This is a genomic window from Paenibacillus sp. J53TS2 (assembly GCF_018403305.1).
Taxonomy (GTDB): domain Bacteria; phylum Bacillota; class Bacilli; order Paenibacillales; family Paenibacillaceae; genus Fontibacillus; species Fontibacillus rhizolycopersici.
The window spans coordinates 290,493-315,719 of the sequence record NZ_BOSK01000006.1; the positions used below are offsets into that span (position 1 = coordinate 290,493).

Sequence of the window (25,227 nt, forward strand, 5' to 3'; positions counted from 1 at the left end):
GTTTCAGCAGGAAAGTGAGCATGCAGCGGGATAGTTCAGGATAAAAACGGCTTAGTGCCGTTTTTTCTGAAAAATGGCAAGAATTCACGTTTTGGCAGCTGAGCGTACGGCAGGAATCGTAGTGTATAATTATGATAAAGCGATTTAAGAATTGAGGAGATTTGTATGGCTCAGCGGTTAGCCACAGAGTATGTCAATGCCAGTATGCGTTTAACGGAAGTCCAGATGTCGCAGTTCGTTCACAAAGTATACGATCCTCACGTACGTCAGCGGGTCAAGGTGCTAGACAACGGTGGGCAAGTGGTCGTGCTGGAGGATGACGGCGGAGAAGAAGTGCATCTGCCATTTGAACGTAAGGACGGTTATTATGTCTGCGAAATGTCTTTCCGCTTGGAAAAACCCCATTTAACGAACGTGATGAGACTGCTGTTCGCAGCTTTTAAAGGCTCCGGCATGGTCACTCGAATTTATAACGGATTCATGATGATGTATTATTATCAGGAAGGTCGGGTTCGCAAAATTGTCGAGTATTCCCGAGACTCCTATAAGCTGGTGTTCGAGTTCAAGGATGCAACGGCAGAGCTGCAGCAGGTGTACCGGAATAACGATGTCGAGTTGGAAATCGCCCGTATCCGGAAGGACGTGAATGCACTGCTTGATCAACGGTTTATTGCCAGCGAAGCGGACGTGGATCGCATTGACGATGAATTGCGCCATTGCTCGCGCAGATTGTTCGTTCTCGAAGCTTAAAAATTTATGCCGTTTATCCACTTGGCTGAAGTCACCTGTGGGAGGGCGGCAACATAATGTACTAGTGATAACTACCCTGATAACAGGGTAGTTTTTTATTCCAAATACCGCAGGCGGAAGCGGCTTTTCCACCAGAAAAAATAAGTTGCATTTGTCCTCAAGAGATGTTATTTTTAATCTCGTTGAAAAGAATATAGGAACCAGGATTCACTCAGGACATGGAGATGTTGCGAGAGATTTTTCCCTCGAGAAGTGAATGACGTAGGTCCTAGCGGATGAAATTTTTCAAACATTTTGTTCCTAGGAAGGGGGAGCCGGAAGATGGAATATTCAACTTTCGGAAGACACGTTGCGGTTGATGCTTGGGGAGTCGACTTTGAGGTGCTGAACAACGCAGGGTTGTTGGAAGCTCACCTGGTGGAAGCTGCAGAAGCCTGTGGAGCCACCGTGCTGTCCATTCAGTCCAGACAGTTCGAGCCGCAGGGTGCTACTGTTCTTGTGATGTTGTCGGAAAGCCATCTCTCGATTCACACGTATCCTGAGAGAGGGTTTGCTGCCATTGATTGCTACACTTGCGGGGAAATGGTTGATCCGCAGCTGGCGATTGATTACCTGGTGACCGTCTTGAATCCAGAGAAAACGTACGCGAAGAAACTGATTCGGGGTTTGGGCGAGTTGGAAGTCGCCGAACCGGACTCCAATCGGGCCGAATTCGTCTAAACATTGATAGATTTTCGGAAATATGGGTAAAATAGGATAACCATGGAGCTTCCATGGTTATTTGTTTTGACGGTATGAAATTCATAAATAATTCATAAAAAACTCATAGAAACTGCCGGGGAGTTTGGGGCTACTGTGATATAATTAACATAGTTTGTTTTCGGTAAATGCTATTGACATCTTTTTCAAGGCAGGTGAACTTGCAATGCACATCGTCGTAGTTGGGTTAAACTATCGGACGGCGCCTGTGGAAGTCAGGGAACGCTTTTCTTTTGCGGACAAGGATATGCCGCAAGCGCTGCAGGAGCTCTTACGCACCAAGAGTGTATTGGAAGGCGTGATTATCGCCACCTGCAATCGTACGGAAATCTATGTTGTGGTTGATCGTCTACACATGTGCGGGGCGTTCATTCGCAGTTTTATGGAACGTTGGTTCGGGGTTCCTCGCGAAGAATTTACCCGTCATTTATATATGTATGAAGATGAACAAGCGATACGCCATCTGTTCCGTGTCGCATGTGGTTTGGATTCAATGGTGTTGGGGGAAACGCAAATCCTCGGTCAGGTGAAGAATGCGTTTCTGGTGTCGCAAAGCGAGAAAGGGACCGGAACGTGGTTTAATATGCTGTTCAAACAAGCGGTAACGCTTGGCAAACGGGCCCACTCCGAGACGGCGATCGGCGAAAGTGCGGTGTCGATCAGCTACGCAGCCGTCGAGTTGGGCAAGCGGATTTTCGGCAGCTTTGAAGGGAAACGCGTATTGATCCTAGGTGCCGGCAAAATGAGCGAGCTAACGGCCAAGCATCTGAGCGGGGCTGGCGCGGAAGAAGTGCTGGTGGCCAACCGGACGTACGCTCGTGCTCAGGAGCTTGCCGCGAAATGCGACGGCGTGGCTTGTACGATGCAGGAAGCAATGGAGCGACTGGAAGAGGTCGATATTCTGATCAGCTCGACCGGTGCGGAAGGATATGTCATCACATCGGCGCAGGTTGCCCGGAGTATGAAGGGGCGGCTAGATCGCCCGTTGTTTATGATCGATATTGCCGTGCCGCGGGATATCGAGCCGTCCATTGGCGAGTTGGAGCAGGTATTCCTGTATGATATCGACGATCTTGAAGGGATCGTGGAGAGCAATATGGAGATGCGCCGTGCGGAAGCGGTCAAGATCGAAGGGATGATCGAGGAGGAGATGGCTGCTTTTGCAACCTGGCTACAAACGCTAGGCGTGAAGCCGGTTATCCGAGCGCTGCAGGAGAAAGCTTCCGATATTCATGAAAGCACGCTGGACAGTCTCTTTAACAAGCTGCCGGAGCTGGATGAAAGGCAACGTAAAGTCATTCGCCGACTTACCAAGAGCATTCTTAACCAAATGATGCATGATCCGATCAACCGGATCAAGGAACTGGCTGGGGAAACTCAAGGCACGGAAGCCTTGGAGCTGTTTACCCAAATTTTTGCGCTCGAGGAACGTTTGGATGCACCAAATGAAGCTCCTTCCGGCAAGGAGACCTCGGCGTCATTGGAGTCCAAAGAGATTTTATCAACCCAGGAGTCCGAAGGCTTAACGGATCTCCAAGGTGTGGCCCCAAGCCGAATCCCTTTTGAGCCGGAGTCTTCGCTGCCACTTGCGAAGGTATCCGTGTGATCTTAATAAGTTAAACTGCGAGAACGCCCTGAGCCCTCTGCCGTATGCACCGAATCGCAAGGCTGATTCGACGCTAAAGCGGATGGCACAGGGCTTTTTTTGAAGGGATGAACATGGAAAAATGCGGCAGGGTAGGGTATGCTATTAACGAGTTGAGGATAAGGATCAGGGGGATACGACATGCCTTATTATGTGCCCGTCCTGTTGAATTTGACCGGCCGGCGTTGCGTTGTGATCGGTGGCGGGCCGGTTGCCGAGCGGAAGGCGATGATGCTGGTTGCTGCGGGCGCGGAAACGGTCGTAGTCAGTCCTGCCGTAACGGCTGGTCTGCTGCGGCTTCTTAAAGAGCAGCGTCAGGGTGTTTGGATCGAACGCGAGTACCGACAGGGGGATCTTGCCGGCGCGTTCTTGGCTTTCGCCGCGACGGATCGAACAGAGGTGAACGCCGCTGTCGCCGCCGAAGCTGAAGCGGAGGGGATTCCGATGAACGACGCCGGTGATGGAACTCGAGGAAGTATGATAACTCCTGGCGTTCTACGGCGCGGTGGGCTGGTGGTGGCTGTTTCGACCTCGGGAGCGGGACCGGCGGCGGCGCGGGAAATGATTCGGGAGATCGACCAGCATTTTGGAGAAGATTACGAACAGTATATTGACTTTTTGAGCTCCATGCGAGCTTTTATTAAAGAGCGGGTCAGCGATCCCGGTAGGCGAAAACGTCTGTTTCGAAGATTAGCTGAGTCCGATATTTTGACCTCGATCCGAGGAGGGGGTTTCCATCGGTGGAACGAAGCGGCGATGATCGCCTGGATCGAGGAACAAACGGAGGAATAAGCATGACAAAGCGAACGATTGTGGTGGGAACGAGACAAAGCCAATTGGCACTGACGCAGACGGGACAGGTCATCGATGATTTGAAGGCGCTCTGCCAGAAGCATAACCTGCCGTATGATTTTGAAATCCGTAAGATTGTAACCAAGGGCGATCGGATCCTGGATGTGACGTTATCCAAGGTCGGTGGCAAAGGTCTGTTCGTGAAGGAAATTGAGCAGGCGATGCTGGACAAGGAAATCGACTTGGCGGTACATAGTATGAAGGATATGCCGTCCGTGCTGCCGGACGGGCTGATCAACGGTGCCGTGCCGCGGAGGGTAGATCCTCGGGATGCGCTGATATCGAGAAGCGGCCTGAGCCTTGACGAACTGCCTCATGGCGCCAAAGTTGGGACCAGCAGCTTACGCCGCGCCAGCCAATTAAAGGCTTATCGTCCGGATCTCGTATTGGAGCCAATCCGAGGGAATATCGATTCCCGTTTGCGCAAGTTGGAGGAGGAAGGCTTTGATGCGATTATTCTGGCGGCGGCCGGGTTGTTCCGGATGGGCTGGGAGCATCGGATTACGGCATATCTCCCGGCGGAAGTTTGTCTTCCGGCGGTTGGCCAAGGGGCGCTTGGGATCGAATGCCGCGAAGACGACGTCGAGGTTCGCCATCTTTTATCCCTTTACAACGATCCGGACACGGCGGTGACGGTTGCCGCTGAACGTCGTTTCCTCGGCGTGCTGAATGGCGGCTGCCAGGTGCCGATTGGGGCCTTCGCGACGTTACTGACGAACGAAGGGACCTCTGATCCAAGCGGCCGCCCGCGTTTGCAGTTGACGGGGATGGTTGGCTCAGTGGATGGCGCGAAAATATTAAAGGAAAGCGCCGAAGGGACAGATCCGACTGAACTGGGCGAACAGGTTGCCGGTCGGTTGATTTCCTTGGGTGCAGCCGCATTATTACAAGAAACCGGGGAGTGATGGAGCATGGCCGGTAAAGTTTATCTGGTTGGCGCGGGACCCGGGGATGCGCGATTGATTACGCTGAAAGGGCTCGATTGCCTGGAGAAGGGCGATGTCATTGTGTATGATCGACTTGCCAATCCCAGTCTTTTAAAGAGAACGAAACCCGGAGCAGAGAAAATCTACGTCGGCAAAAGAACCGACCGCCACACGATGAAGCAGGAGCATATTAATCAGTTGCTGGTCGATTTAGCGCTTGAGGGCAAAACGGTGGTTCGCTTGAAAGGCGGGGACCCGACGATCTTCGGCCGTGTTGGTGAGGAGGCTGAATTGCTTCGCAAGCATGGTATACCTTATGAAATCGTACCGGGGATCACCGCCGCGATCTCAGTGCCCGCATATGCCGGAATTCCCGTAACTCACCGGGATATGGCTTCGTCCGTGTCGATCATTACGGGTCATGAAAGCCCGGATAAGCTGGACCAATCGATCAATTGGGAAAAAGTGACGAACGCAACCGGTACCCTGGTATTTATGATGGGCGTAGCGAATATCGGACATATCAGCAGACAGCTGATTCATTACGGACGTCCGCCCGAAACGCCGGTCGCCCTCATCCGCTGGGGGACAAGAGCGGAGCAGGAGACGCTGATCGGCACGCTGGCCGATATTGAGCGGAAGGTTCGCGAAGCCGACTTCAAGCCGCCGGCCGTTACGGTTGTCGGCGAGGTCGTGAGTCAGCGCGAACAGCTGAAGTGGGCAGAATCGCTGCCGCTGTTCGGCAAGCGAATTCTCGTCACCCGCTCGCGTTCGCAGGCGAGCGAGCTGGTGCGCGGCATCGAGGAGCTTGGCGGCGAACCGTACGAGTTCCCGGTTATCGACATCGTGATGCCGGAGGGGCGCGAGCTGGCCGACACCGACGAAGCACTAGCCCAGTTGGAACGATACGATTGGGTGTTTTTTACGAGCGTGAACGGCGTGGAGTATTTCTTCTCGCACCTGGAGAGACTGGGGAAAGATGTAAGAGGGCTACACAAAGCGAGAATCGCGGCCGTTGGGCCGGCGACGCAAGCGGCGCTGCGCCAACGTGGCATCGCGGCGGAGGGTTTGCCGGGCAAGTTCCAAGCGGAAGGGCTGATGGATACCTACGGCAGCGAGCTGCAGCCTGGGCAGCACGTGCTGCTGCCGCGCGGGGATCTCGCTCGTGCCTGGCTGCCGGCTGCTTTGCGTGAGCAGGGATTAACTGTCACCGACGCGGTCATGTACCGAACGGTACCGGCCGGGGAGGCGGACGACGAGCTGCTGAAGATGCTCGAGAAAGGCCGCATCCACGCCGTGACTTTTACCAGTTCGTCGACGGTGACGAACTTGCTGGCCGCTCTGAGCGCGATGGGCGTGGCCGATCCGGCTGCGGCGCTGCGGGGCACGGAGATCGCTTGCATCGGGCCGGTCACGGCAAATACGGCCAAGGAAGCCGGCCTAAACGTGTCCATTCTTGCAGAAGAAGCGACGATCGACAGCTTGCTTCAGTCGTTGTGCGCTTGGAAAGAACGAAGCGCTCCAGCGGAGTGATGATTTTTCAACACGGGGGTTGCCTGCCTCTGTGCTACATATTAGGAGGGGATATCAAACATGAGTTTTCCAATCGTAAGACATCGCCGGCTGCGTCAGTCGGCCGCCATTCGCGGCATGGTACGAGAAACCGTCCTGACGGTGGACGACTTTATCCAACCCATTTTCGTCACCTACGGAAGTGGCGTCAAGAGCGAGATATCGTCGATGCCCGGGGTTTATCATTTTTCGCTCGACACCCTGGAGGAAGAAGTGAAGGAGATCGTTGATCTGGGCATTCCGGCGGTGCTGCTGTTCGGTATTCCAGAAACGAAGGATAGCGTGGGCACCTCGGCTTTCGCGGAGGACGGTATCGTACAAGAAGCGACACGGGTCATTAAATCGCGGTATCCGGATTTGCTGGTCGTTGCCGACACCTGCTTGTGCGAATTCACGGATCACGGGCATTGCGGGATGGTACATACGTTTGAACGCGACGGGCATGTATGCGGTGACGTGATGAACGACGAGTCGCTGGAGCTCTTGGTGAAAACCGCTGTCTCTCAAGCACGTGCTGGCGCTGATATCATCGCCCCGTCCAACATGATGGACGGATTCGTGCAAGCGATTCGTTCCGGGCTCGACGAAGCCGGCTTCAGCCATGTTCCGATCATGTCGTATTCTGTCAAATATGCTTCCGCTTTTTACGGACCGTTTCGTGAAGCGGCCGATTCCGCGCCGCAGTTTGGCGATCGGAAGACGTACCAGATGGACCCGGCTAACGTCCGAGAAGCTCTGCGGGAAGCGGAATCCGATGTGATGGAAGGTGCGGATATGCTGATGGTCAAGCCGGCGCTGGCCTTTATGGACATTTTGCGCTTGCTGCGCGATCAGTTTGATCTGCCTCTGGTGGCGTATAACGTGAGCGGCGAATATTCGATGGTCAAAGCAGCTGCTCAGCAAGGCTGGATCAATGAGCGAGCGATCGTTACCGAAATGCTGCTTGGCATGAAGCGGGCAGGCGCAGACATCATCATTACGTATTTTGCCAAAGATATGGCACGCTGGCTGCGCGAGAAGCAGTAAGTTTGGACATAGACGGGTTTTTTGAAGAGTTAAGGAGGGGTATCGATGAGCAAAGACACGATAGGCCGACGCGGCGACGAACGATCGCGGTTAGCTTTCGAAGAAGCGAAGAAGGTTTTACCCGGCGGCGTCAACAGCCCGGTGCGGGCGTTTAAATCCGTTGGCTTGACGCCAATGTATATCGAACATGGGAGCGGTTCCCGGATCTATGACATCGACGGCAACAGCTTTATCGATTATGTGGGTTCCTGGGGCCCGTTGATTATGGGTCATGCCCATCCTGAGGTGGTTCGAGCGCTGCAGGAGACGGCCGCCAAAGGGACAAGCTTTGGAGCGCCGACGCTGCTGGAAACGCAAATGGCCCAACTGGTCGCGGAGCGCGTACCTTCGATTGATGTCGTCCGTATGGTCAATTCGGGGACGGAAGCGACGATGAGCGCGATTCGTCTGGCGCGAGGGTATACCGGTCGCAGTAAAATCATGAAGTTCGAAGGTTCTTATCACGGCCATGCCGACAGCCTGCTGATTAAAGCGGGATCCGGCGTTGCTACGCTGGGATTGCCGGACAGCCCGGGCGTACCGGAGGGCGTCGCCGCCAATACGATTGCGGTACCTTATAACGACTTGGCCTCTGTGGAGCTGGCGTTCGAGCGTTTCGGCGAAGAGATCGCCGGCGTGATCGTCGAGCCGGTAGCCGGGAACATGGGCGTTGTGCCGCCGTTGCCGGGCTTCCTTGAAGGCTTGCGCCGGATCACGGAGCAATACGGCAGCTTGTTGATTTTCGACGAAGTGATGACGGGCTTCCGCGTGCATCTGAACTGTGCGCAAGGACGCTTTGGGATTACGCCGGATTTGACCTGTCTCGGCAAAGTGATCGGCGGCGGATTGCCTGTAGGAGCCTATGGCGGGAAACGTGAAATCATGGAGCAAATCGCGCCAAGCGGGCCGATTTATCAAGCCGGGACGCTGAGCGGGAACCCGCTGGCGATGGTTGCCGGTTATACGACGTTGTCGCTGCTCACTCCGGACGTGTACGACCGTCTGGAACGCCTGTCGGCGAAGCTGGAAGAAGGCTTTACGCGCAATGCGAAGGAACGGGGGATTCCATGCACGATTAATCGCGTCGGCTCGATGGTTTGCCCGTTCTTTACCGAAGAGAAGGTCATTAACTACGATACGGCAAAAACGAGCGATCTGGACCTGTTCCGCCGTTATTTTGCGGCACTGCTTGAGCAAGGTATCAACGTGGCACCTTCGCAGTTCGAAGGCATGTTCGTCTCAGGCGTACATACCGATGAAGACATCGAACTTACGATCGAAGCGCACCGGTTGGCGCTGCAAAAGCTGTGAGCCGTAAATTATCGTGGACGCGGCGCGGCGAGTGGTTGGAGTTGATGCCCGGTAAGCTGCCCGCACGTGAAGGGCTGGATCGACTGGATGCAGCAAAGGCCTGGCTGGAGGAGGAGCTGCAGGCTCCTCCCAAGCTTCTGCGCAAGCTTCGGGCCGAAGACGGTATCAAGCTTGCCGGAGATCGTTTGCGGTTGCTGGCGTTTCCGCCTAGGGATTCGCAGTATGCTCCGTTTGAGGCGGAGCTTCCGCTTTTATATGAAGACGATTTTTGCCTTGTCGTGCACAAGCCGGCAGGGCTTAAGGTCCATCCGGACGGCGGCGAAACTTCCGGGGGGGCTTCCGGCCAGTCGCTGGCTTCGCGAGACACGCTTGCCAATCGCGTTGCCGGATGGTATGCCTCCCTTGGCGAGCCGATCGCCGCCGCGCATATTCACCGGCTTGATGAAGATACGTCAGGACCCGTGTTATTTGCTAAAAATGAATACGCCCATTTGAAGTTGGACGAAGCGATGAGTCGCAAGGCCATCGACCGTACCTACATTGCGTTCGTACAGGGGATCGTCAGCCCTGAGCTCAAAGTCATCGATCAGCCGATCGGCCGGGACCGTCATCATAACCAGCGGCGCCGGGTTTCTCCCGGAGGCAAAGGGGCTATAACCCACTTGGAGCGGCTGGAAGTTTATCCGAAACACGACGCAAGTCTGGTCCGGCTCACTTTGGAGACGGGTCGGACGCATCAAATTCGCGTCCATCTGAGTGCAGCGGGACATCCGCTCGTAGGTGACGCGCTGTATGGCGGTAACACGAAGTGGCTGTCTCATCAGGCGTTGCATGGGGAGCGACTGTCGTTCCCGCATCCACTCTCCGGAGAAGCCGTGGAGCTTGAGGATCCGTGGCCCCCGGCGATGAACCGTTTGCGCGATCACTTTAGCTTATGAGCGCCCTTGAACAGCAAGGCTTTGTCTAGCACGTGGGCAAAAAGCTGGCATGCACTCCTTTTTGAAGCATATAGATTAAACGAGGATGATTTGGATCATGATTCATCGATTTTAAATCACGTTTGGATATGCTGAAGGGAGGTAACGTGTTGGCTGATCAATCCTATGGTCTCAGGTTTGATATTTACGAGCGCATACATCTTTCTGAAGATGTGATCGGCATTGAAGAGTTGGAGGAGATCGAGCTCTATCCGAAAATCCAGGTGATTCCCGGGGAAGAGTATGCCGCGCTGCGCGGCCATTTGCTGTTGTCGGGGTTGTACCGGGGAGAAGGGGAGACACGGGAGCTTGCGCATTATATTCCCGTAGAAATTACGATACCGCTAAGTCGGGTCAACCGGTTAGAGGATATCACGGTCGAAATTGAAAATTTCGATGTTGACCTGCTCAGTTCGCGGAGTTTGAACATTACGGGCGTATTATCGCTTCAAGGAGTTGAAACCTCCTCCTTGTTATCCGAACAAGATGCCTGGAAGGATCGGGAGTTTACCACGGCACATGTTGTACCCGCTATCCGAGGCGAGGAATTGGTATCAGATTTGGATGCGGGCACGGCAGAGTTGGAGGCTCTCGAAACGGAGCCGGAATCGGAACGGGATGTACTAAGCCCAGCGCCATTGCTAGCGGATGAGGTGCGTCAAGATCCGGTGTTCTCTTGGAATTCGTTAGCAAGAGAAGATGCGGACAAAGAGCAAGAGCCGGAAACAGAACCGGAATTGGAGTTCGAGTTGGAACAACAAGACTCACAGGTTCCGCATGTGCCTCAATTTGCTTCGTGGCAGGCGTTTCCAGATGATGTGCTGAATGCACAAAAACGAAGTGCGGACGAGCCGCAGGAGGTTCTTTCCTGGACCGAGGACGTTTCGGCATTTCAGGAGTCCGACCCTTGGGCGGACAAGGAATCCGTTGCGAGCTTTGGCTCTGCTGCGGAGGCCTTTGCGGATCACGCGGAGGAATCGGACGCCAACATATGGTTTAAGGATGAGGTTCGCCCGACGGACGATTTCCAGGCGACCGAACGTGCCAGTGAATCCGTAGAAGCGGAAGCTGCGGATTCTGGGGCTGCGTACGAAACAGGCGAAGAAGTCGCTGTAACCCCAAACGAGGCGGTAAGTGAGGTTGCCGATGAGTCTGAAGCGGCGGTCGAGGCGGATCATCAGCCGGAAGAGAAGAAAGAAATGAAGATCGCGCTTGGGTCTAAAAAGAGTGCTGACGAGAGCGGAAGAGAAGGTTTTGGGTTAACGAAGCTGATCTCTTCATCCTCGCGGGTAGCTCGGGAAGCACTGGAGGACGCTTCGGATCTGCCGATAGCTGGCAGTGAACAGGGAGAAGGCGAAGAACTGCGGTGGAAGAACCTGTTTATCAGCAACGAAGATCAAACTCCTTTCCGCACAGTACGGCTGGTCATCGTGCAGCGCGAGGAAACGCTGGACGATATCGCCCAGCGCTACCACTTAAGTTCGCGGGAGCTGCAGTTGTATAACCGACTCGCTGAGCACCAGGTCAATGAGGGACAAATCTTGTACATTCCATAAAGTTTAGACTGCGAAAAAAGGCGGATGATTGACTCCCGTTCCTTTCCAAGTTATGATAATATAGATTCAATCAATTAGATCTATGTCAAAGACTTGGAACGGGAAGAGTAGGCAGCATACCCTTCAGAGAGCGGAACCCACGGCTGAGAGTTTCCGCAGGACATGTAGCTCGCCGAAGTCGCCCGGGAGTTGTTCGTTTGAGCTGTTTTGCGATGGTTAGAACGGACCGGTAGCAGCCGTTATCTGCATGAGTGTCGCATGTCAAGTACCGGATTCCGGAAGGGCTGGATGACGATGTGCGAAACAAAGGTGGTACCGCGAAAGTAAAGCCTTTCGTCCTTTGAGACGAAAGGCTTTTTTTGTTTTTCTTGGACATCAAGAATAAAGGCGTAAAGCCGACGACAGACGATTATCTTGGGATCGCCAAGGCTATGCTTATTTGTAACGGAGGTTGAATAGGATGACAGAAAATCAAGATCAACTAGCCTCGTCGGCGGAAATGCCGACGACGTACGATCCGAAAGCGGCGGAACAGAAATGGTACACTTATTGGCTGGAGAGCGGGTTCTTTAAAGCAGGACAACGGCCGGATGCCAAGCCGTATACGATCGTGATCCCGCCACCAAACGTAACGGGGATGCTGCATATCGGGCATGCGCTCGATTTTACACTGCAGGACATTATGACGCGCACGAAACGGATGCAAGGTTACGATGCGTTGTGGCTGCCTGGCTCTGACCATGCGGGGATTGCGACCCAAACGAAGGTGGAGCAGAAGCTGCGCGAGCAAGGCGTAACGCGGTATGACTTGGGCCGTGAGAAGTTCCTGGAGAAGGTGTGGGAGTGGAAGGACCAATATGCTGCCACCATTCATGAGCAATGGGCTAAAATGGGCTTCTCCCTCGATTACTCGCGTGAGCGTTTTACGTTGGACGAGGGGCTTTCTCAAGCGGTTCGCGAGGTTTTCGTTAAGCTCTACGAGAAGGGCTTGATTTACCGCGGGAAATATATTATCAACTGGGATCCGGCAGCACGCACGGCCCTCTCCGATATTGAGGTCGAATACAAAGAAGTCAACGGGCATCTCTACCATCTTCAGTACCCGCTGAGCGACGGGAGCGGCCATATCACGGTGGCGACGACGCGTCCCGAAACGATGCTGGGCGATACCGCCGTCGCTGTTCATCCGGAGGATGAACGGTACCGTCATTTGGTCGGCAAAACGTTACGTCTGCCGATCGTTAACCGTGAAATACCGATTATCGCTGACGAATATGTCGAGAAGGAATTCGGCAGTGGCGCTGTGAAAATCACTCCAGCGCATGACCCGAACGACTTTGAAGTAGGTTTGCGCCATAATCTGCCGCAGATCAACGTCATGGATGAAACCGGCACGATGAACGGTGAAGCCGGTAAATATCAAGGATTGGACCGCAGCGATTGCCGTAAGCAAATCGTCAAGGATTTGCAGGAGATGGGCGTTCTAATTAAAATCGAGGATCACCTGCATCAGGTCGGCCATAGCGAGCGGACCGGAGCGGTTGTTGAACCGTATTTGTCCACCCAGTGGTTCGTCAAAATGAAGCCACTCGCTGAAGCGGCGATCGAAGCGCAACAATCCGGGAAAGGCGTTAATTTCGTGCCGGACCGTTTTGAGAAGACATACTTGCACTGGATCGAAAACGTACGTGATTGGTGTATTTCCCGTCAGCTCTGGTGGGGTCATCGCATTCCGGCCTGGTATTGTGAGGCAACCGGAGAGATGGTTGTTGCCCGCAGCGAGGAAGAAGCGCGAGCCAAGCTGGGGCGTGATGATCTGAAACAGGATGAAGACGTGCTCGACACCTGGTTCAGCTCGGCCCTCTGGCCGTTCTCTACGCTGGGTTGGCCGGATGAGAATAACGAGGAATTCAAACGGTACTTCCCGACGGACGTGCTCGTGACGGGATACGATATCATTTATTTCTGGGTAGCCCGGATGATCTTCCAGTCCCTGGAGTTTACCGGCGAAATGCCGTTTAAAGACGTGCTGATGCACGGCCTTGTCCGCGACAGCGAAGGACGCAAAATGTCCAAATCGCTGGGTAATGGCGTTGACCCGCTCGAGGTCATCGAGAAATACGGCACAGACGCGATGCGCTATATGCTGTCTACCAGCAATACGCCGGGGCAGGATTTGCGCTTCCGCTGGGAACGGGTTGAGCAAGCTCGCAACTTCGCCAACAAAATTTGGAACGCTTCGCGTTTCGCTTTGATGAACCTGGAAGGCGTGAAGTATGCCGATATTGATATTAACGGTGATCTGTCTACGTCCGACCGCTGGATTTTGCACCGGATGAACGAGACGGCCAAGGAAATTACCCGCTTGATCGATGCTTACGAATTTGGGGAAACCGGTCGGTTGCTGTATAACTTCATTTGGGACGATCTGTGCGATTGGTATATCGAATTCGCCAAGTTGTCGCTGTACGGGGAAGATGCTGCGGCTAAGAAGAAAACCCAATCGGTACTCGCCTTCGTGCTTGACCGTACGCTGCGCATGATCCATCCGTTTATGCCGTTTATTTCCGAGGAAATATGGCAGCATTTGCCGCATGATGGCGAAACGATCATGCTTGCGGCTTGGCCGGAGTACGACGCTTCGTTAGAAGCACCGGACGCCGTTCAGGAAATGAATCTGTTGATCGACGTGATTCGTTCGGTACGAAATATCCGTGCCGAAGTGAACGTGCCGATGAGCAAAAAAATCGAACTGGTGATCAAACCAAGCAGCACCGACGTGTTGGAAGTGCTGACCCGCAACGAGCATTACGTTCGCCGGTTCTGCAATACGTCCGAGTATGAAGCAGCGCTAAACGCGGCCGTGCCTGATAAGGCGATGACCGCCGTTGTGACCGGGGCCGAACTGTTCCTGCCGCTGTCGGGCCTGATTGACATCAGTCAGGAAATCGAACGGCTAACGAAAGAGCTCGACAATCTGAACAAGGAAGTGGAACGCGTCGAGAAGAAGCTGGCTAACGAGGGCTTCGTGGCCAAAGCGCCGGCGAAGGTGATCGAGGAAGAACGCGCCAAGATGGCCGATTATTCCGAGAAACGCGACAAAGTGCTGGCCCGGATCGCGGAGTTGAAGGGTTAAGTGAACTTGAGCTTCGTGATCCGAAGATAATTTTTTTGAACTACCATTTTAATAAAGGTTCAAAAAGTTAGATTTGGAGCATCGAGAAGGTTGGATGAAGCTAGGGAGTGAGTAGCGGAGCGTACGTATTGGGTACGTGAGCAACTCAAATCTTTTCCGGAGGAAACATGCTTCGGAAGCGTCCGCTCGACCGGGTGAATTCAAGATTCGATGACGAGTCTACTTCGTTGGTTTTGCTTCGTGATCGAAAGATGATTTTTTGAACAACCATTTAATAAAGGTTCAAAAAGTTAGATTTGGAGCACCGAGAAGGTTGGATGAAGCTAGGGAGTGAGTAGCGGAGCGTACGTATTGGGTACGTGAGCAACGGAGCGACCGGGTGAATTCAAGATTCGACGACGAGTCTGCTTCGTTGATTTTGCTTCGTGATCCAAAGATGATTTTTTGAACTACCACTAATTGATGAAGGTGACTGACATGGGGGATCGTACAGAGGAAGAAATACGACCGCTGCCGCTGAATAGCTATACCGAAGCGGTCGATTGGATCAACGGGCTATTGCCGTTTGGCATCCGGCCCGGCCTGGAACGAATCGAGCTAATGATGGAACGTTTGGGGCATCCTGAGCGGAGGCTGAAGTTCATTCATGTGGCGGGGACGAACGGAAAGGGCTCCTCCTGCGCTTTTTTAACTCGAACATTGCGGGAATGTGGATATCATGTGGGGACGTATACGTCCCCTTACATCACGAAGTTCACCAACCGCTTCCAGTATGACGAGGTGGACATTCCCGAAACGGCGCTGCTGGAACTGGCAAACCGCGTTGTTCCGTTGGTAGAAGAAATCGCTGGCACCGACCTGGGCTCTCCGACGATGTTTGAAGTGAGCACGGCGATCGCCATTTTGTATTTTGCGGAGATATGTTATCCCGATGTAGTAGTATGGGAGACGGGGCTTGGGGGAAGGATGGATGTTACGAATATCGTGACTCCGATCGTCTCTCTGATTACGAATATCGGTTATGATCACATGGACGTTCTTGGGGACACGATTGAACAAATTGCCGCTGAGAAGGCTGGCATTATCAAGGCGGGCGTGCCCGTAGTCAGCTGCGTCGAGCAACCCGAGGCGATCACCGTACTGAAAACCACGGCCGCTTCCAAGCACGCCACTCTATATCTGATGGGCGAGCAGTTCCATTATGAGCGGCTTAGTGTTGATGCCAAAGAGCAGCAATTGCATTTCAAAGGTCCCTTCCGAGATATGGATTTTACGATTCGCATGTTTGGGGGGCATCAATGCAAGAACGCCGCCGGCGTCATGATGGTATTGGAAGTGCTGCGACAATACATGGCTTTTCAGCTTGAGGATGAACAGATGCAGGACGGTTTCCGTACCACCTTCTGGGCAGGACGGCTGGAGGTAATTCGGGAAGAACCGCGTTTGGTACTGGACGGAGCGCATAATCCGGAAGGCGCTGCTTCGCTGGCGCAAAGCCTGCCGGAAGCCTTCCCTTACCGAAAACTGCATTTGATGATGGGGATGCTGGCCAATAAGCATCATCAAGGCTACTTGAAGCATATATTACCAATAGTGGATACGCTTATTCTGACCGAGCCCGATTTTCGCCGAAAAATGGACGCCGAAGCGTTATACGAACTCGTGGCCGAACTACAGGGGACGGAAGCGAAAGCGGATTTGGAAATCATCGTAGAACGTGACTGGAGAAAAGCCCTTTCGCTTTTGGAGTCACGGACGGAACGGGAAGATCTTGGGGTGGTAACCGGCACGTTGTACCTGATCTCGGACGTGCGGGCGGCCCTTTTGCATCAAACCGATTCTGAAAAAGGCTGGTGACCATTTTGTTGAATACGACCGAACAACATGTACATTTTATCGGCATTGGCGGCTATGGTATGAGTGCCATCGCTCGAGTGATGCTGGAAATGGGTTATACCGTCACGGGATCGGACGTTGCCTCCCAAGAATTGACGGAGAAGCTCGCTGCAAAGGGAGCGAAGATATACATCGGCCATACCGCCGAACACGTGCACGGGGCGGATCTGGTCGTTTACTCGACGGCGCTGCCAAAAGATAACGTGGAGCGGCTGGAGGCTCAGGAGCAAGGAATCCCGGTACTTCACCGTTCCCAGATGCTGGCCCGGTTGTTAAATGAACGGACCGGTGTCGCCGTGGCCGGGGCCCATGGGAAAACAACGACCTCGTCGATGATCGCACTCGTGATGGAGCATTGCGGGACAGACCCGACCTACATTATCGGTGGGGAAATTATGGACATGGGCACCAATGCGAAAGCCGGGCAAGGAAAATGCGTGGTTGCGGAGGCTGACGAAAGCGACGGCTCCTTCCTGCAGTACCACCCTTCGCTTGGCGTGGTGACCAACATCGAGGCGGATCACCTGGAGAACTACGGCGGGGATTTCGGCAAGCTGAAGGAAGCCTACGTGCAGTTCTTGAACCAGATCAAGCCGGATGGAAAAGCGGTGGTTTGCGGCGACGACCGAAACGTCCGGGAATTGCTGCCTCAGGTTCAGAGCAAAGTCATTACGTACGGCATCGAATCGGGCTGTGACTATACGGCTCACGAGATCGATCTGGGGGACCGCTGCGTCACCTTCAGAATGAATCAAGGCGACCGGGAGCTCGGTATGGTGGAGTTGTCCGTGCCTGGCCGACACAATGTTTACAATGCAATGGCTACCGTTATCGTCTGCTTGGAAGCGGGCATTCCTTTTAACGAAATCGCAGTGGCCTTGCGTCACTTCCATGGTGCAAAGCGCCGCTTCCAGGTACTTGGGGAACAAGATGGTATCCTGATCATCGATGACTACGCTCACCATCCGACGGAGATCCAAGCAACGATCGCAGCGGCCAAAGCGACTGGCAAACGGATCATCGCCGTGTTCCAGCCGCAGCGCTATACGCGGACCTTCTTCCTGCTGGATGCGTTCAGTCGGGCCTTTGGGGAAGCGGATGAAGTGATCATCACCGATATTTACTCACCGGCTGGGGAAAAAGCGATTGAAGGCGTTCATTCCTCCAAGCTGGTCGAGTTGATCAAGGAGAACAGCAATGCCGGTGCCCGATATTTGCCGACGAAGCAGGATGTGCTTGAAGATCTGCAAAATCGGCTGAAGCCTGGCGACCTTGTGCTAACGATGGGCGCGGGCGATATTTATAAGGTGGGATACGAGCTGGCGAAAGGTTTGTCTAGCTAAAGCGTATATCAAATTTCTCGTAAAAACGGTCTTCGACGGGTCTTGTCTGCCCGGGGAGGCCGTTTTTTGGGTTGCTGAGGTGATCTTTGCTTGCTCGCCTGCAGGCTTGGCATATCGGACGGTCCACGCACATATGGATAGGTTAGAAGAATGGACAAGGAGCGTGCAGACCGTGAACAAAGCCAAAATGACATTCCGGTTTGATGGGGAAGGCCGGGAAATCCGGCCGGAGCTGCCGCTGGAGATTGCAGAGATGCCGAAGCGGGATGCGGTGCCTCGTTATCGAGCGGTCGAAACCGTGGAGGAATGGGCAGATCCTTTTACGGACCATACGGGGATGGGGCTGACTGTTTTTCCAGGCGGACGGAATCCCAACCTGAGCCCAGACTCGAGAGAGGTCGACCAGATTGGACGTGAAATGGAATATCCGGAGGACTATACTACTCCCGCGGCCAATGATTGGGAGGAAATCTACGGAAAGGATCCCTGGCAGACCGAATGGCAGGAGGAGGCTCCTCCGCTCTATTCTCATCCCCATCGAACCTCATGGTGGAAGGTCGCGGGCTCCTTGACCGGGGCGATTGTTACGGGCGCGTTGTTCGGGTTTGTTGTATTATCCTTATTCAATCAGGATGTGAAGTTTCCACTTCCGGGCATCGGGGTGCCGCAGCAGACCGATATGGGTGAGGCGGCAAGTTTACCGGTCATGGGAGACATAGAAGGGTCGACGACGACACCGGAAGAGAACATCCCGCTCATCAGCGTTGCTTTGCCGGAACAAACCTACTATTTTCTACAATACGGCGTGTTCAGCACAGCGCAAGGTGTGCAGCTGGCGCAGGAGGAGCTGCAAGCCTCGGGTATTGCTGCCGCGAGGGATACCGTCGACGAGAAACGGGTATACGCGGGGGTTTCGACAGAGCGTGAGCAATCGAAGTTGCTCAGCGGTCAACTGAAGGCGGCTGGCGTGAATCTTATCTTACACGAGATTTCGTTCCCGGCGGCGGCCAACGTCGAATTTTCCGGAGAGCGCGAGGCTTTGTCAGGCTTTATGACGCAAAGTGCAGAGCTGGTTCGCCTGCTTAGCACTACGTCCGCTGCGCTGCTGACCGAAGCGGATCCACAGCCGCAGAAACATGCGGAGCTGGAGCAGTTGGAAGCGAAGCACCAAGCCTGGACGGAAGGCGCCTCGGCCATCCGCGGCAAATGGTCGGCAGGGGGAGCGCTCCTGGCCGGTGAAATGGAGAAAGCGATCAACGGGGCCGTCGAGGCTATGGGTGAATACCAAAAAAACGGCGCAAAAACGCTGCTCTGGGAAGTACAAAATGAGATGATGCGCTTCATCATGGCTGAGCAGTCTCTAGTTGAGGCCGGAGTCACAAATCCAGGCCGCTAATACAATAAAAGACAGGGAACTGGAAATAGTTACCCCTGTCTTTTTTGTGTTTGCGCCCGGGGCTAAAATAATCTTATAATAGGTTAGTGTCAAAAAATGGCGGGGATGACAGCAATCACTGTCGAATACTCACCCATTTTTTGTTAACTTAGGTTTGTAACCATTCAGGACATCAAATCGTCTTTTCAAAGGAGAGTTCCGCATTGGATACCGCGTATTTGCGCCGGATCATACTTGCCTCCACTTCACCTCGCAGGCGTGAATTAATCGCATCGCTGGCCATTCCATTTGAAGTGATGCCCAGCCATACGGATGAATCTTATGAGGAGACGTTGCCGCCGGAGCAAATCGTGAAGGAGCTAGCCGGCCGCAAGGCGGATGCCGTCTACCGTGGGCTTAACCCGACGGGAGACCGTAATGCAGTTATCGTCGGCAGTGATACGATCGTGGTACGGGACGGCGACGTCTTGGGCAAGCCGCGGGACGTTCAGGAGGCTGCGGAGATGCTGCGCAGCTTACAGGGACGAGACCATGTGGTGTATACCGGCGTGGCTTGCGTGGATGCCTTGACCGGCTCACGTCAGGTCGACTATCGAGCGACGACTGTAACGATGAAGGCATTGTCCGAAGCGCAAATTCAGGCCTACGCCCGTAGCGGGGAAGGATTGGATAAAGCCGGGGCGTATGCCATCCAGGGACTTGGCGCAACGATCGTGACCGGGATCAAAGGCTGTTATTTTAATGTCGTTGGTTTACCCTTATCGTTGCTCGTCGACATGCTGGAGGATTTTGATATTCGGGTATTGTAAGCAGGTAGCAAGGCTTGCCGCGATGGCAGGTCATCAGGAAGTGATAAAGCATATCCTTCCGAACTTAGGACGGGCCTACCGGTATCGCCGGAAGTCGCCCGAAACCATTCGGAAGCGGGGGATAACGATGGAACAAGCTCCCTATATGCTGCGTGATCTGCCTTCTGAGGAGCGGCCAAGGGAACGAATGATCAAATATGGAGCAGGTGCGCTCAGCCATGCTGAACTGCTAGCCATCCTGTTGCGCACGGGAACACGCCAGGAGTCGGCGGTTCATGTGGCACAGCGGCTGCTATCCGGCGTAGGCGGACTCCGCGGGCTGGTGGATGTCAGCTTGGACGAAATGACGAAGCTGAAAGGCATCGGTCCGGCCAAAGCGATCCAGCTGAAGGCGGGGATCGAAATGGGACAGCGATTAGCCAAAACGCGGCTTCCGGAACAACGCACGATTCGCAGACCGGAGGATGCAGCCGAATTGCTAATGGAGCAGATGCGCTATTTACAGAAAGAGCATTTTGTTTGTCTTTTTTTGAATACGAAAAATCATATCATAGCTCAGGAGACGCTTTCGATCGGAAGTCTGAACGCTTCGATTGTGCATCCGCGGGAGGTGTTCCGCGCCGCGATCAAATGCAGCAGTGCTTCCGTCGTATGTGCCCACAATCATCCCAGCGGCGATCCCAGCCCGAGTCCGGAGGATATCCGGATGACACGAAGGCTTTGCGAAGCGGGGGAGATCATAGGCATCGACGTGCTTGATCACATCGTCATCGGGGATGGGAAGTTCGTCAGTTTGAAGGAGCGGGGCTTGATGTAGCGTAGGCGGATCTACGTGAGAGGGCGGAAGACCCGGCTGAATTCAAGATTCGCTGCCGCAAATCACTTCTGTGATGAGCTTCGTGATCGGAAGATGACTTTTTGAACAACCGTTTCAATGAAGGTTCAACTAGTCAGGTTTCGAGCACCAAGAAGGTTGGATGAAGCTAGGGGCTGAGTAGCGGAGCGTAGGCGGATCTACGTGAGCAACGGAAGACCCGGCTGAATTCAAGATTCGCTGCCGCAAATCACTTCTGTGATGAGCTTCGTGATCGGAAGATGACTTTTTGAACAACCTCTAATATAATGGGTTAGATACAGAAGGAAAGGAAGAAGCAGCATGTTAGGTGGTTTTACAAAAGACTTGGGTATTGACTTAGGGACGGCAAATACGCTGGTATATACGAGAGGCAAGGGCATTATCGTCCGGGAACCTTCCGTGGTAGCGATTCATACCGACACGAAGAACATCGTGGCCGTCGGCGAATCCGCCAAGAAGATGATCGGCAGAACCCCTGGCAACATTCGGGCGATCCGTCCGATGAAGGACGGCGTGATCGCCGATTTCGATACAACGGCAACGATGATTAAATATTTTATTAGCCAAGCGCAAAAGCAGCGTTCGCTGTTTCAACGCCACCCGAACGTAATGGTTTGCGTTCCGTCGGGGATCACGGCTGTTGAGCAGCGGGCCGTAGAAGACGCGACAAAGCAAGCCGGCGCGCGCGAGGCCTATACGATCGAGGAGCCTTTCGCTGCAGCGATTGGCGCGGATTTGCCGGTTTGGGAACCAACCGGCAGCATGGTCGTAGATATCGGCGGCGGGACGACGGAGGTCGCGGTAATCTCCCTTGGCGGGATCGTCACCAGCAAATCCGTCCGCGTCGCGGGCGACGAAATGGATGAGGCGATTATCCAGTACATCAAACGCCAATATAACCTGATGATCGGCGAGAGAACCTCCGAGCAGCTCAAAATGGATATCGGTTCCGCGCTTGCGTTGGAGAAGGTCGAAACGATGGAAATTCGCGGACGCGACCTCGTGTCGGGGTTGCCGAAGACGATCACGATCACCTCTGACGAAATCTCCGACGCGCTTAGCGATACGGTAGGCGCTATCGTTGATGCGGTAAAGGTAACTTTGGAGAAATGCCCGCCGGAATTGGCCGCCGACATTATGGACCGAGGAATCGTGTTGACCGGTGGCGGCGCGTTGCTGCGCAACCTGGATAAACTGCTGGCCAGTGAAACCGGCATGCCGGTGATCGTGGCGGAGAATCCGCTGGATTGCGTGGCGATTGGTACGGGCCGCGCCTTGGATAATATTCATTTATTCAAATCAAAAAGTAGTTCAGCCCTTCGTTCCAAACGATAATGTTCGTACGGGAGAAGGCACCCCTGATATGAATGCGGCGCCGTCCTGAATTGGACGGCCAATGCCGTTTTTCCAAGAAAAATGTATGGTTGGAGGGTGCGGAAACTGTTTAAGCTGCTTGGCAACAAAAGATTGTTTATTTTGTTGATGGGACTTATTTTGTTTATTGCGGTGATGGGATTTACGCTAGGGCCAAGAACCAACTTGTCTTGGCCGGAGAAATTCGTGAAGGACACGGTTGGCTTCGTGCAATACGTGTTTTACAAGCCCGCTAGCTATGTAGCGGGCTTGTTTGAAGATATTTCGAACCTCCGCGCGCTGCAGGAGGAGAACGAACAGCTCAAGATCGCATTGGCGCATTATACCCGCGACAAAGCGACCTATAACTGGATTGAGCAGGAGAATGAGCGGCTGAAGGATAAGCTTGATTTTACGGAAGCCCAGAAAAGAATCTACGATTACACCTGGAAGATCGCTCAAGTAGTTAGCGTTAATGACGACCCCGTCAATCGCACGATCATCGTCAACCTCGGGGCTCGGGAAGGCGTCAAGGAGGGGATGGCCGTCACTTCCGAGAAAGGCTTGGTTGGTGTAATCAGCCATGTCAGCAACTTTACGTCCACCGTTCGTCTCGCTACGGCGATGGATGCCAAGGACCCGAATTCCAACGGCATTGCCGTTACGGCGCAAGGGAAGGAGAACGACGTCTTCGGTATGATCGAAACGTTTGATCGCGAGCAGGGGATGTTCCTGATGACACGGATTGAAGATGCCACTCCGTTGAAGGAGGGGGATTTGATCGTCTCCTCTGGGATCGGAGGCGTATTCCCTCGGGGGATGGTCGTGGGAACCGTGAAGGACATCCAGGTTGGAGAATACGGCTTAACCTATACCGCCACAGTGGAACCCGCGGCAAACTTCACGGACTGGAAGGAACTATTTATCGTCTTTACACCGGAAGGTGAAGGCGAGTGAACAAGCGAAAATTGATTCTATTCCTGCTGATGTTCCTGTTGTTCATTCTGGAGGGGACGCTGGTTCCCTGGCTGGTTCCATCGGCTTGGCAGTCGCGGATAGCGCCTCATCTGGTTTACATGGTCATTCTTTATTTCTCGGTATATGAGAATCGGCATACGGGACTAATTCTAGGTCTAGTATTTGGGATGCTGCATGATATCGTTTTTTATGGCGCATTGATTGGAGCCTACTCCTTCGCCATGGGGCTGTCCGGCTATCTGCTTGGGCTCTTGTCCCGCAATCAACGGGCGCCCCTGCCTCTGATGATGATCATTGTATTGCTCGGCAGCCTTCTTCTGGACTCGATCCTGTTCGGCACGTATTCGCTGTTCGAACTGATCCACCAGCCTTATACGTGGGCGCTAAAAAACAATATCATCCCGAATGTATTCGTGCAGTTCGTGTTTGCGCTGGCGATATACGTCCCGCTAAGGCGTCAACTCGAAATCATCACTCGCCGACGCTCTCCCGAGGAGAATGCTTGACTTCCCGCTTATTTTGCTTGCCGTAAGCAGGAACTTTTCCGCTTCGGCGCGAATTGATTAGGGGGGAGGGACAGGCTAATGACAGTGAAATCCAACCACGTGACGATTAAAGGCATAAAAGATGGCCTGGTTTTCCTGCTGGACGACAAATGCGACTTTTCAAGTCTTCTGGAGGAATTGAAGTATAAATTGGAATTTAGCCATCAACATATTTTGACCGGACCGATCATCCATGTCGATGTGAAGCTGGGAATGCGTCTCGTCACTGACGATCAGAAGGATATGATTCTTGATATATTGAAGCAAAAAGGCAATCTGCTTGTACGCTCCTTCGAAATGCCGGAGATCGTCCGCGCCGATGACCCGCAGGCTCTGACTACGATTGCGGGCATCGTCCGCTCGGGGCAGGTGCTGCATCATGAGGGCAATCTGCTATTTATCGGGGACGTTAATCCGGGAGGGACAATCCAATGTACCGGCGACATTCTGATTCTGGGTGCTCTGCGGGGGATGGCCCATGCGGGGATCAAGGGCAATGAGAATTCGATTATCGCGGCTTCGTACCTGTCTCCGACACAGCTTCGGATTGCGGAGACGATCAGCCGGCCTCCCGATGAATGGGAGAACCGGGAAACGAGCATGGAGTTCGCTTTTCTTCGAGAAGGGAAGATGCAGATCGACAAGATCATCAATATGACCCGGGTGAGACCGGACCTTAACGTGTTTAAAGGGGTGTGAATCATGGGACAAGCTATCGTAATTACATCCGGCAAAGGCGGGGTCGGCAAAACGACCACCTCGGCCAATATCGGAACGGCGCTTGCGCTGTTGGGGAAAAAAGTCTGCTTGGTCGATACGGACATCGGTTTGCGAAATTTGGACGTGGTCATGGGACTGGAGAATCGAATCATCTATGATTTGATCGATGTCGCGGAAGGTCGCTGCCGATTAAATCAGGCGCTGGTCAAGGATAAGCGGTTCGATGAGCTTTACATGCTTCCGGCGGCGCAAACGAAAGACAAAAATGCGATTTCGCCGGAGCAGGTCAAAGATATTATTCTGGAGCTCAAGAAGGAGTTCGAATTCGTCATTATCGACTGCCCGGCCGGGATCGAGCAAGGCTTCAAGAACGCCATTGCCGGTGCGGACCAGGCCATCGTCGTTACGACGCCAGAGCATGCCGCGGTGCGAGATGCAGATCGGATTATCGGCTTATTGGAGAACTCGCATATCGCTTCGCCGAAGCTGGTGGTGAACCGGATTAAGATCAATATGATGAAATCCGGGGACATGCTGGATATCGAAGGGATTTTGCAGGTGTTGAACATCGATTTGATCGGGATCGTGCCGGATGACGAACTGGTCATCAAAGCCGCGAACAGCGGCGAGCCTACGGTGATGAATCCGGATTCTTCGGCAGCGATCGCTTACCGCAACATTGCGCGGCGGATACTAGGCGACACCGTGCCGCTCATGCTGCTGGATCAGAAGAAGGGCGTATTTACGCGCTTCAAGAAGTTTTTTGGAATGGGTGGATAATC

General features: G+C 53.7%; 21 protein-coding genes and 1 other annotated feature. All 21 genes read left to right on the forward strand.

The genetic code is table 11. The features are described from left to right. Nucleotides 1-165: 165 nt before the first annotated feature. Entirely contained in the window at nucleotides 166-750 is a 585-nt protein-coding gene (locus tag KJS42_RS15525) for a non-ribosomal peptide synthetase module (RefSeq protein WP_155608620.1), read from the forward strand. Between the two features lie 321 nt (nucleotides 751-1,071). Continuing rightward, entirely contained in the window at nucleotides 1,072-1,470 is a 399-nt protein-coding gene (gene speD / locus KJS42_RS15530; protein WP_155608621.1) for an adenosylmethionine decarboxylase, read from the forward strand. Nucleotides 1,471-1,675: 205 nt separating this feature from the next. Then, nucleotides 1,676-3,115: a glutamyl-tRNA reductase gene (gene hemA, locus KJS42_RS15535; protein WP_213623362.1), complete on the forward strand. Its 1,440-nt coding sequence runs from the start codon at nucleotides 1,676-1,678 to the stop codon at nucleotides 3,113-3,115. 180 nt (nucleotides 3,116-3,295) lie between these two features. Continuing rightward, nucleotides 3,296-3,946 carry a precorrin-2 dehydrogenase/sirohydrochlorin ferrochelatase family protein gene (locus KJS42_RS15540; protein ID WP_244868509.1) on the forward strand — a complete coding sequence of 217 codons (651 nt, stop codon included), beginning with the start codon at nucleotides 3,296-3,298 and terminating at the stop codon, nucleotides 3,944-3,946. Between the two features lie 2 nt (nucleotides 3,947-3,948). After that, entirely contained in the window at nucleotides 3,949-4,911 is a 963-nt protein-coding gene (hemC, locus tag KJS42_RS15545) for a hydroxymethylbilane synthase (protein ID WP_213623363.1), read from the forward strand. Nucleotides 4,912-4,917: 6 nt separating this feature from the next. Continuing rightward, nucleotides 4,918-6,465: a uroporphyrinogen-III C-methyltransferase gene (gene cobA, locus KJS42_RS15550; RefSeq protein ID WP_213623364.1), complete on the forward strand. Its 1,548-nt coding sequence runs from the start codon at nucleotides 4,918-4,920 to the stop codon at nucleotides 6,463-6,465. A gap of 60 nt (nucleotides 6,466-6,525) precedes the next feature. Beyond that, complete coding sequence (gene hemB / locus KJS42_RS15555) at nucleotides 6,526-7,530, forward strand: porphobilinogen synthase (RefSeq protein ID WP_155608626.1); 1,005 nt, start codon at nucleotides 6,526-6,528, stop codon at nucleotides 7,528-7,530. Between the two features lie 45 nt (nucleotides 7,531-7,575). Further along, nucleotides 7,576-8,880 (forward strand): glutamate-1-semialdehyde 2,1-aminomutase, encoded by a 1,305-nt coding sequence (gene hemL, locus KJS42_RS15560; RefSeq protein ID WP_213623365.1) that lies wholly within the window; start codon nucleotides 7,576-7,578, stop codon nucleotides 8,878-8,880. Then, on the forward strand, nucleotides 8,877-9,818 hold the full coding sequence (locus KJS42_RS15565) for an RluA family pseudouridine synthase (protein ID WP_213623366.1): 942 nt from the start codon (nucleotides 8,877-8,879) through the stop codon (nucleotides 9,816-9,818). Before hemL ends, KJS42_RS15565 begins: the two co-directional genes overlap by 4 nt. 128 nt (nucleotides 9,819-9,946) lie before the next feature. Beyond that, nucleotides 9,947-11,413 carry a LysM peptidoglycan-binding domain-containing protein gene (locus KJS42_RS15570; protein WP_483311278.1) on the forward strand — a complete coding sequence of 489 codons (1,467 nt, stop codon included), beginning with the start codon at nucleotides 9,947-9,949 and terminating at the stop codon, nucleotides 11,411-11,413. An 85-nt stretch (nucleotides 11,414-11,498) separates the two neighbouring features. Next, nucleotides 11,499-11,757: a binding site (T-box leader), on the forward strand. Nucleotides 11,758-11,873: 116 nt separating this feature from the next. Further along, nucleotides 11,874-14,549, forward strand: coding sequence for a valine--tRNA ligase (locus KJS42_RS15575; protein WP_213623367.1), 2,676 nt, complete (start codon nucleotides 11,874-11,876; stop codon nucleotides 14,547-14,549). 477 nt (nucleotides 14,550-15,026) lie between these two features. Then, nucleotides 15,027-16,406: a bifunctional folylpolyglutamate synthase/dihydrofolate synthase gene (locus KJS42_RS15580; protein WP_213623368.1), complete on the forward strand. Its 1,380-nt coding sequence runs from the start codon at nucleotides 15,027-15,029 to the stop codon at nucleotides 16,404-16,406. Between the two features lie 59 nt (nucleotides 16,407-16,465). Continuing rightward, nucleotides 16,466-17,788, forward strand: a complete 1,323-nt coding sequence (murC, locus tag KJS42_RS15585) for a UDP-N-acetylmuramate--L-alanine ligase (RefSeq protein WP_430144941.1) — start codon at nucleotides 16,466-16,468, stop codon at nucleotides 17,786-17,788. Between the two features lie 172 nt (nucleotides 17,789-17,960). Continuing rightward, nucleotides 17,961-19,184 (forward strand): SPOR domain-containing protein, encoded by a 1,224-nt coding sequence (locus KJS42_RS15590; RefSeq protein WP_244868512.1) that lies wholly within the window; start codon nucleotides 17,961-17,963, stop codon nucleotides 19,182-19,184. Nucleotides 19,185-19,387: 203 nt separating this feature from the next. Then, nucleotides 19,388-19,993: a Maf family protein gene (locus tag KJS42_RS15595; protein WP_213623371.1), complete on the forward strand. Its 606-nt coding sequence runs from the start codon at nucleotides 19,388-19,390 to the stop codon at nucleotides 19,991-19,993. A 127-nt stretch (nucleotides 19,994-20,120) separates the two neighbouring features. Then, on the forward strand, nucleotides 20,121-20,810 hold the full coding sequence (gene radC, locus KJS42_RS15600) for a RadC family protein (protein ID WP_213623372.1): 690 nt from the start codon (nucleotides 20,121-20,123) through the stop codon (nucleotides 20,808-20,810). Between the two features lie 339 nt (nucleotides 20,811-21,149). Then, nucleotides 21,150-22,184, forward strand: coding sequence for a rod shape-determining protein (locus KJS42_RS15605; RefSeq protein WP_193418068.1), 1,035 nt, complete (start codon nucleotides 21,150-21,152; stop codon nucleotides 22,182-22,184). A gap of 96 nt (nucleotides 22,185-22,280) precedes the next feature. Continuing rightward, a complete protein-coding gene (mreC, locus tag KJS42_RS15610; protein WP_213623373.1) occupies nucleotides 22,281-23,159 on the forward strand; it encodes a rod shape-determining protein MreC in 879 nt (292 codons plus the stop codon). Beyond that, complete coding sequence (mreD, locus tag KJS42_RS15615) at nucleotides 23,156-23,686, forward strand: rod shape-determining protein MreD (RefSeq protein ID WP_213623374.1); 531 nt, start codon at nucleotides 23,156-23,158, stop codon at nucleotides 23,684-23,686. Before mreC ends, mreD begins: the two co-directional genes overlap by 4 nt. A gap of 78 nt (nucleotides 23,687-23,764) precedes the next feature. After that, the gene (gene minC / locus KJS42_RS15620; protein ID WP_155608637.1) at nucleotides 23,765-24,424 is read left to right on the forward strand and encodes a septum site-determining protein MinC; all 660 of its coding nucleotides are present in this window, start codon (nucleotides 23,765-23,767) and stop codon (nucleotides 24,422-24,424) included. 3 nt (nucleotides 24,425-24,427) lie between these two features. Next, nucleotides 24,428-25,225 carry a septum site-determining protein MinD gene (gene minD / locus KJS42_RS15625; RefSeq protein WP_155608638.1) on the forward strand — a complete coding sequence of 266 codons (798 nt, stop codon included), beginning with the start codon at nucleotides 24,428-24,430 and terminating at the stop codon, nucleotides 25,223-25,225. The last annotated feature ends 2 nt before the right edge of the window (nucleotides 25,226-25,227 follow it).

Excerpts from the sequence above, each read along its gene's own strand:
- hemC (WP_213623363.1), top strand. The coding sequence starts at position 3,949 with ATGACAAAGCGAACGATTGTGGTGGGAACGAGACAAAGCCAATTGGCA.
- hemB (WP_155608626.1), top strand. The coding sequence starts at position 6,526 with ATGAGTTTTCCAATCGTAAGACATCGCCGGCTGCGTCAGTCGGCCGCC.
- hemA (WP_213623362.1), top strand. The coding sequence starts at position 1,676 with ATGCACATCGTCGTAGTTGGGTTAAACTATCGGACGGCGCCTGTGGAA.
- KJS42_RS15525 (WP_155608620.1), top strand. The coding sequence starts at position 166 with ATGGCTCAGCGGTTAGCCACAGAGTATGTCAATGCCAGTATGCGTTTA.
- radC (WP_213623372.1), top strand. The coding sequence starts at position 20,121 with ATGGAACAAGCTCCCTATATGCTGCGTGATCTGCCTTCTGAGGAGCGG.
- murC (WP_430144941.1), top strand. The coding sequence starts at position 16,466 with ATGAGTGCCATCGCTCGAGTGATGCTGGAAATGGGTTATACCGTCACG.
- hemL (WP_213623365.1), top strand. The coding sequence starts at position 7,576 with ATGAGCAAAGACACGATAGGCCGACGCGGCGACGAACGATCGCGGTTA.
- KJS42_RS15605 (WP_193418068.1), top strand. The coding sequence starts at position 21,150 with ATGTTAGGTGGTTTTACAAAAGACTTGGGTATTGACTTAGGGACGGCA.
- KJS42_RS15540 (WP_244868509.1), top strand. The coding sequence starts at position 3,296 with ATGCCTTATTATGTGCCCGTCCTGTTGAATTTGACCGGCCGGCGTTGC.
- minC (WP_155608637.1), top strand. The coding sequence starts at position 23,765 with ATGACAGTGAAATCCAACCACGTGACGATTAAAGGCATAAAAGATGGC.
- KJS42_RS15580 (WP_213623368.1), top strand. The coding sequence starts at position 15,027 with ATGGGGGATCGTACAGAGGAAGAAATACGACCGCTGCCGCTGAATAGC.
- speD (WP_155608621.1), top strand. The coding sequence starts at position 1,072 with ATGGAATATTCAACTTTCGGAAGACACGTTGCGGTTGATGCTTGGGGA.
- cobA (WP_213623364.1), top strand. The coding sequence starts at position 4,918 with ATGGCCGGTAAAGTTTATCTGGTTGGCGCGGGACCCGGGGATGCGCGA.
- KJS42_RS15570 (WP_483311278.1), top strand. The coding sequence starts at position 9,947 with ATGCTGAAGGGAGGTAACGTGTTGGCTGATCAATCCTATGGTCTCAGG.
- KJS42_RS15575 (WP_213623367.1), top strand. The coding sequence starts at position 11,874 with ATGACAGAAAATCAAGATCAACTAGCCTCGTCGGCGGAAATGCCGACG.
- minD (WP_155608638.1), top strand. The coding sequence starts at position 24,428 with ATGGGACAAGCTATCGTAATTACATCCGGCAAAGGCGGGGTCGGCAAA.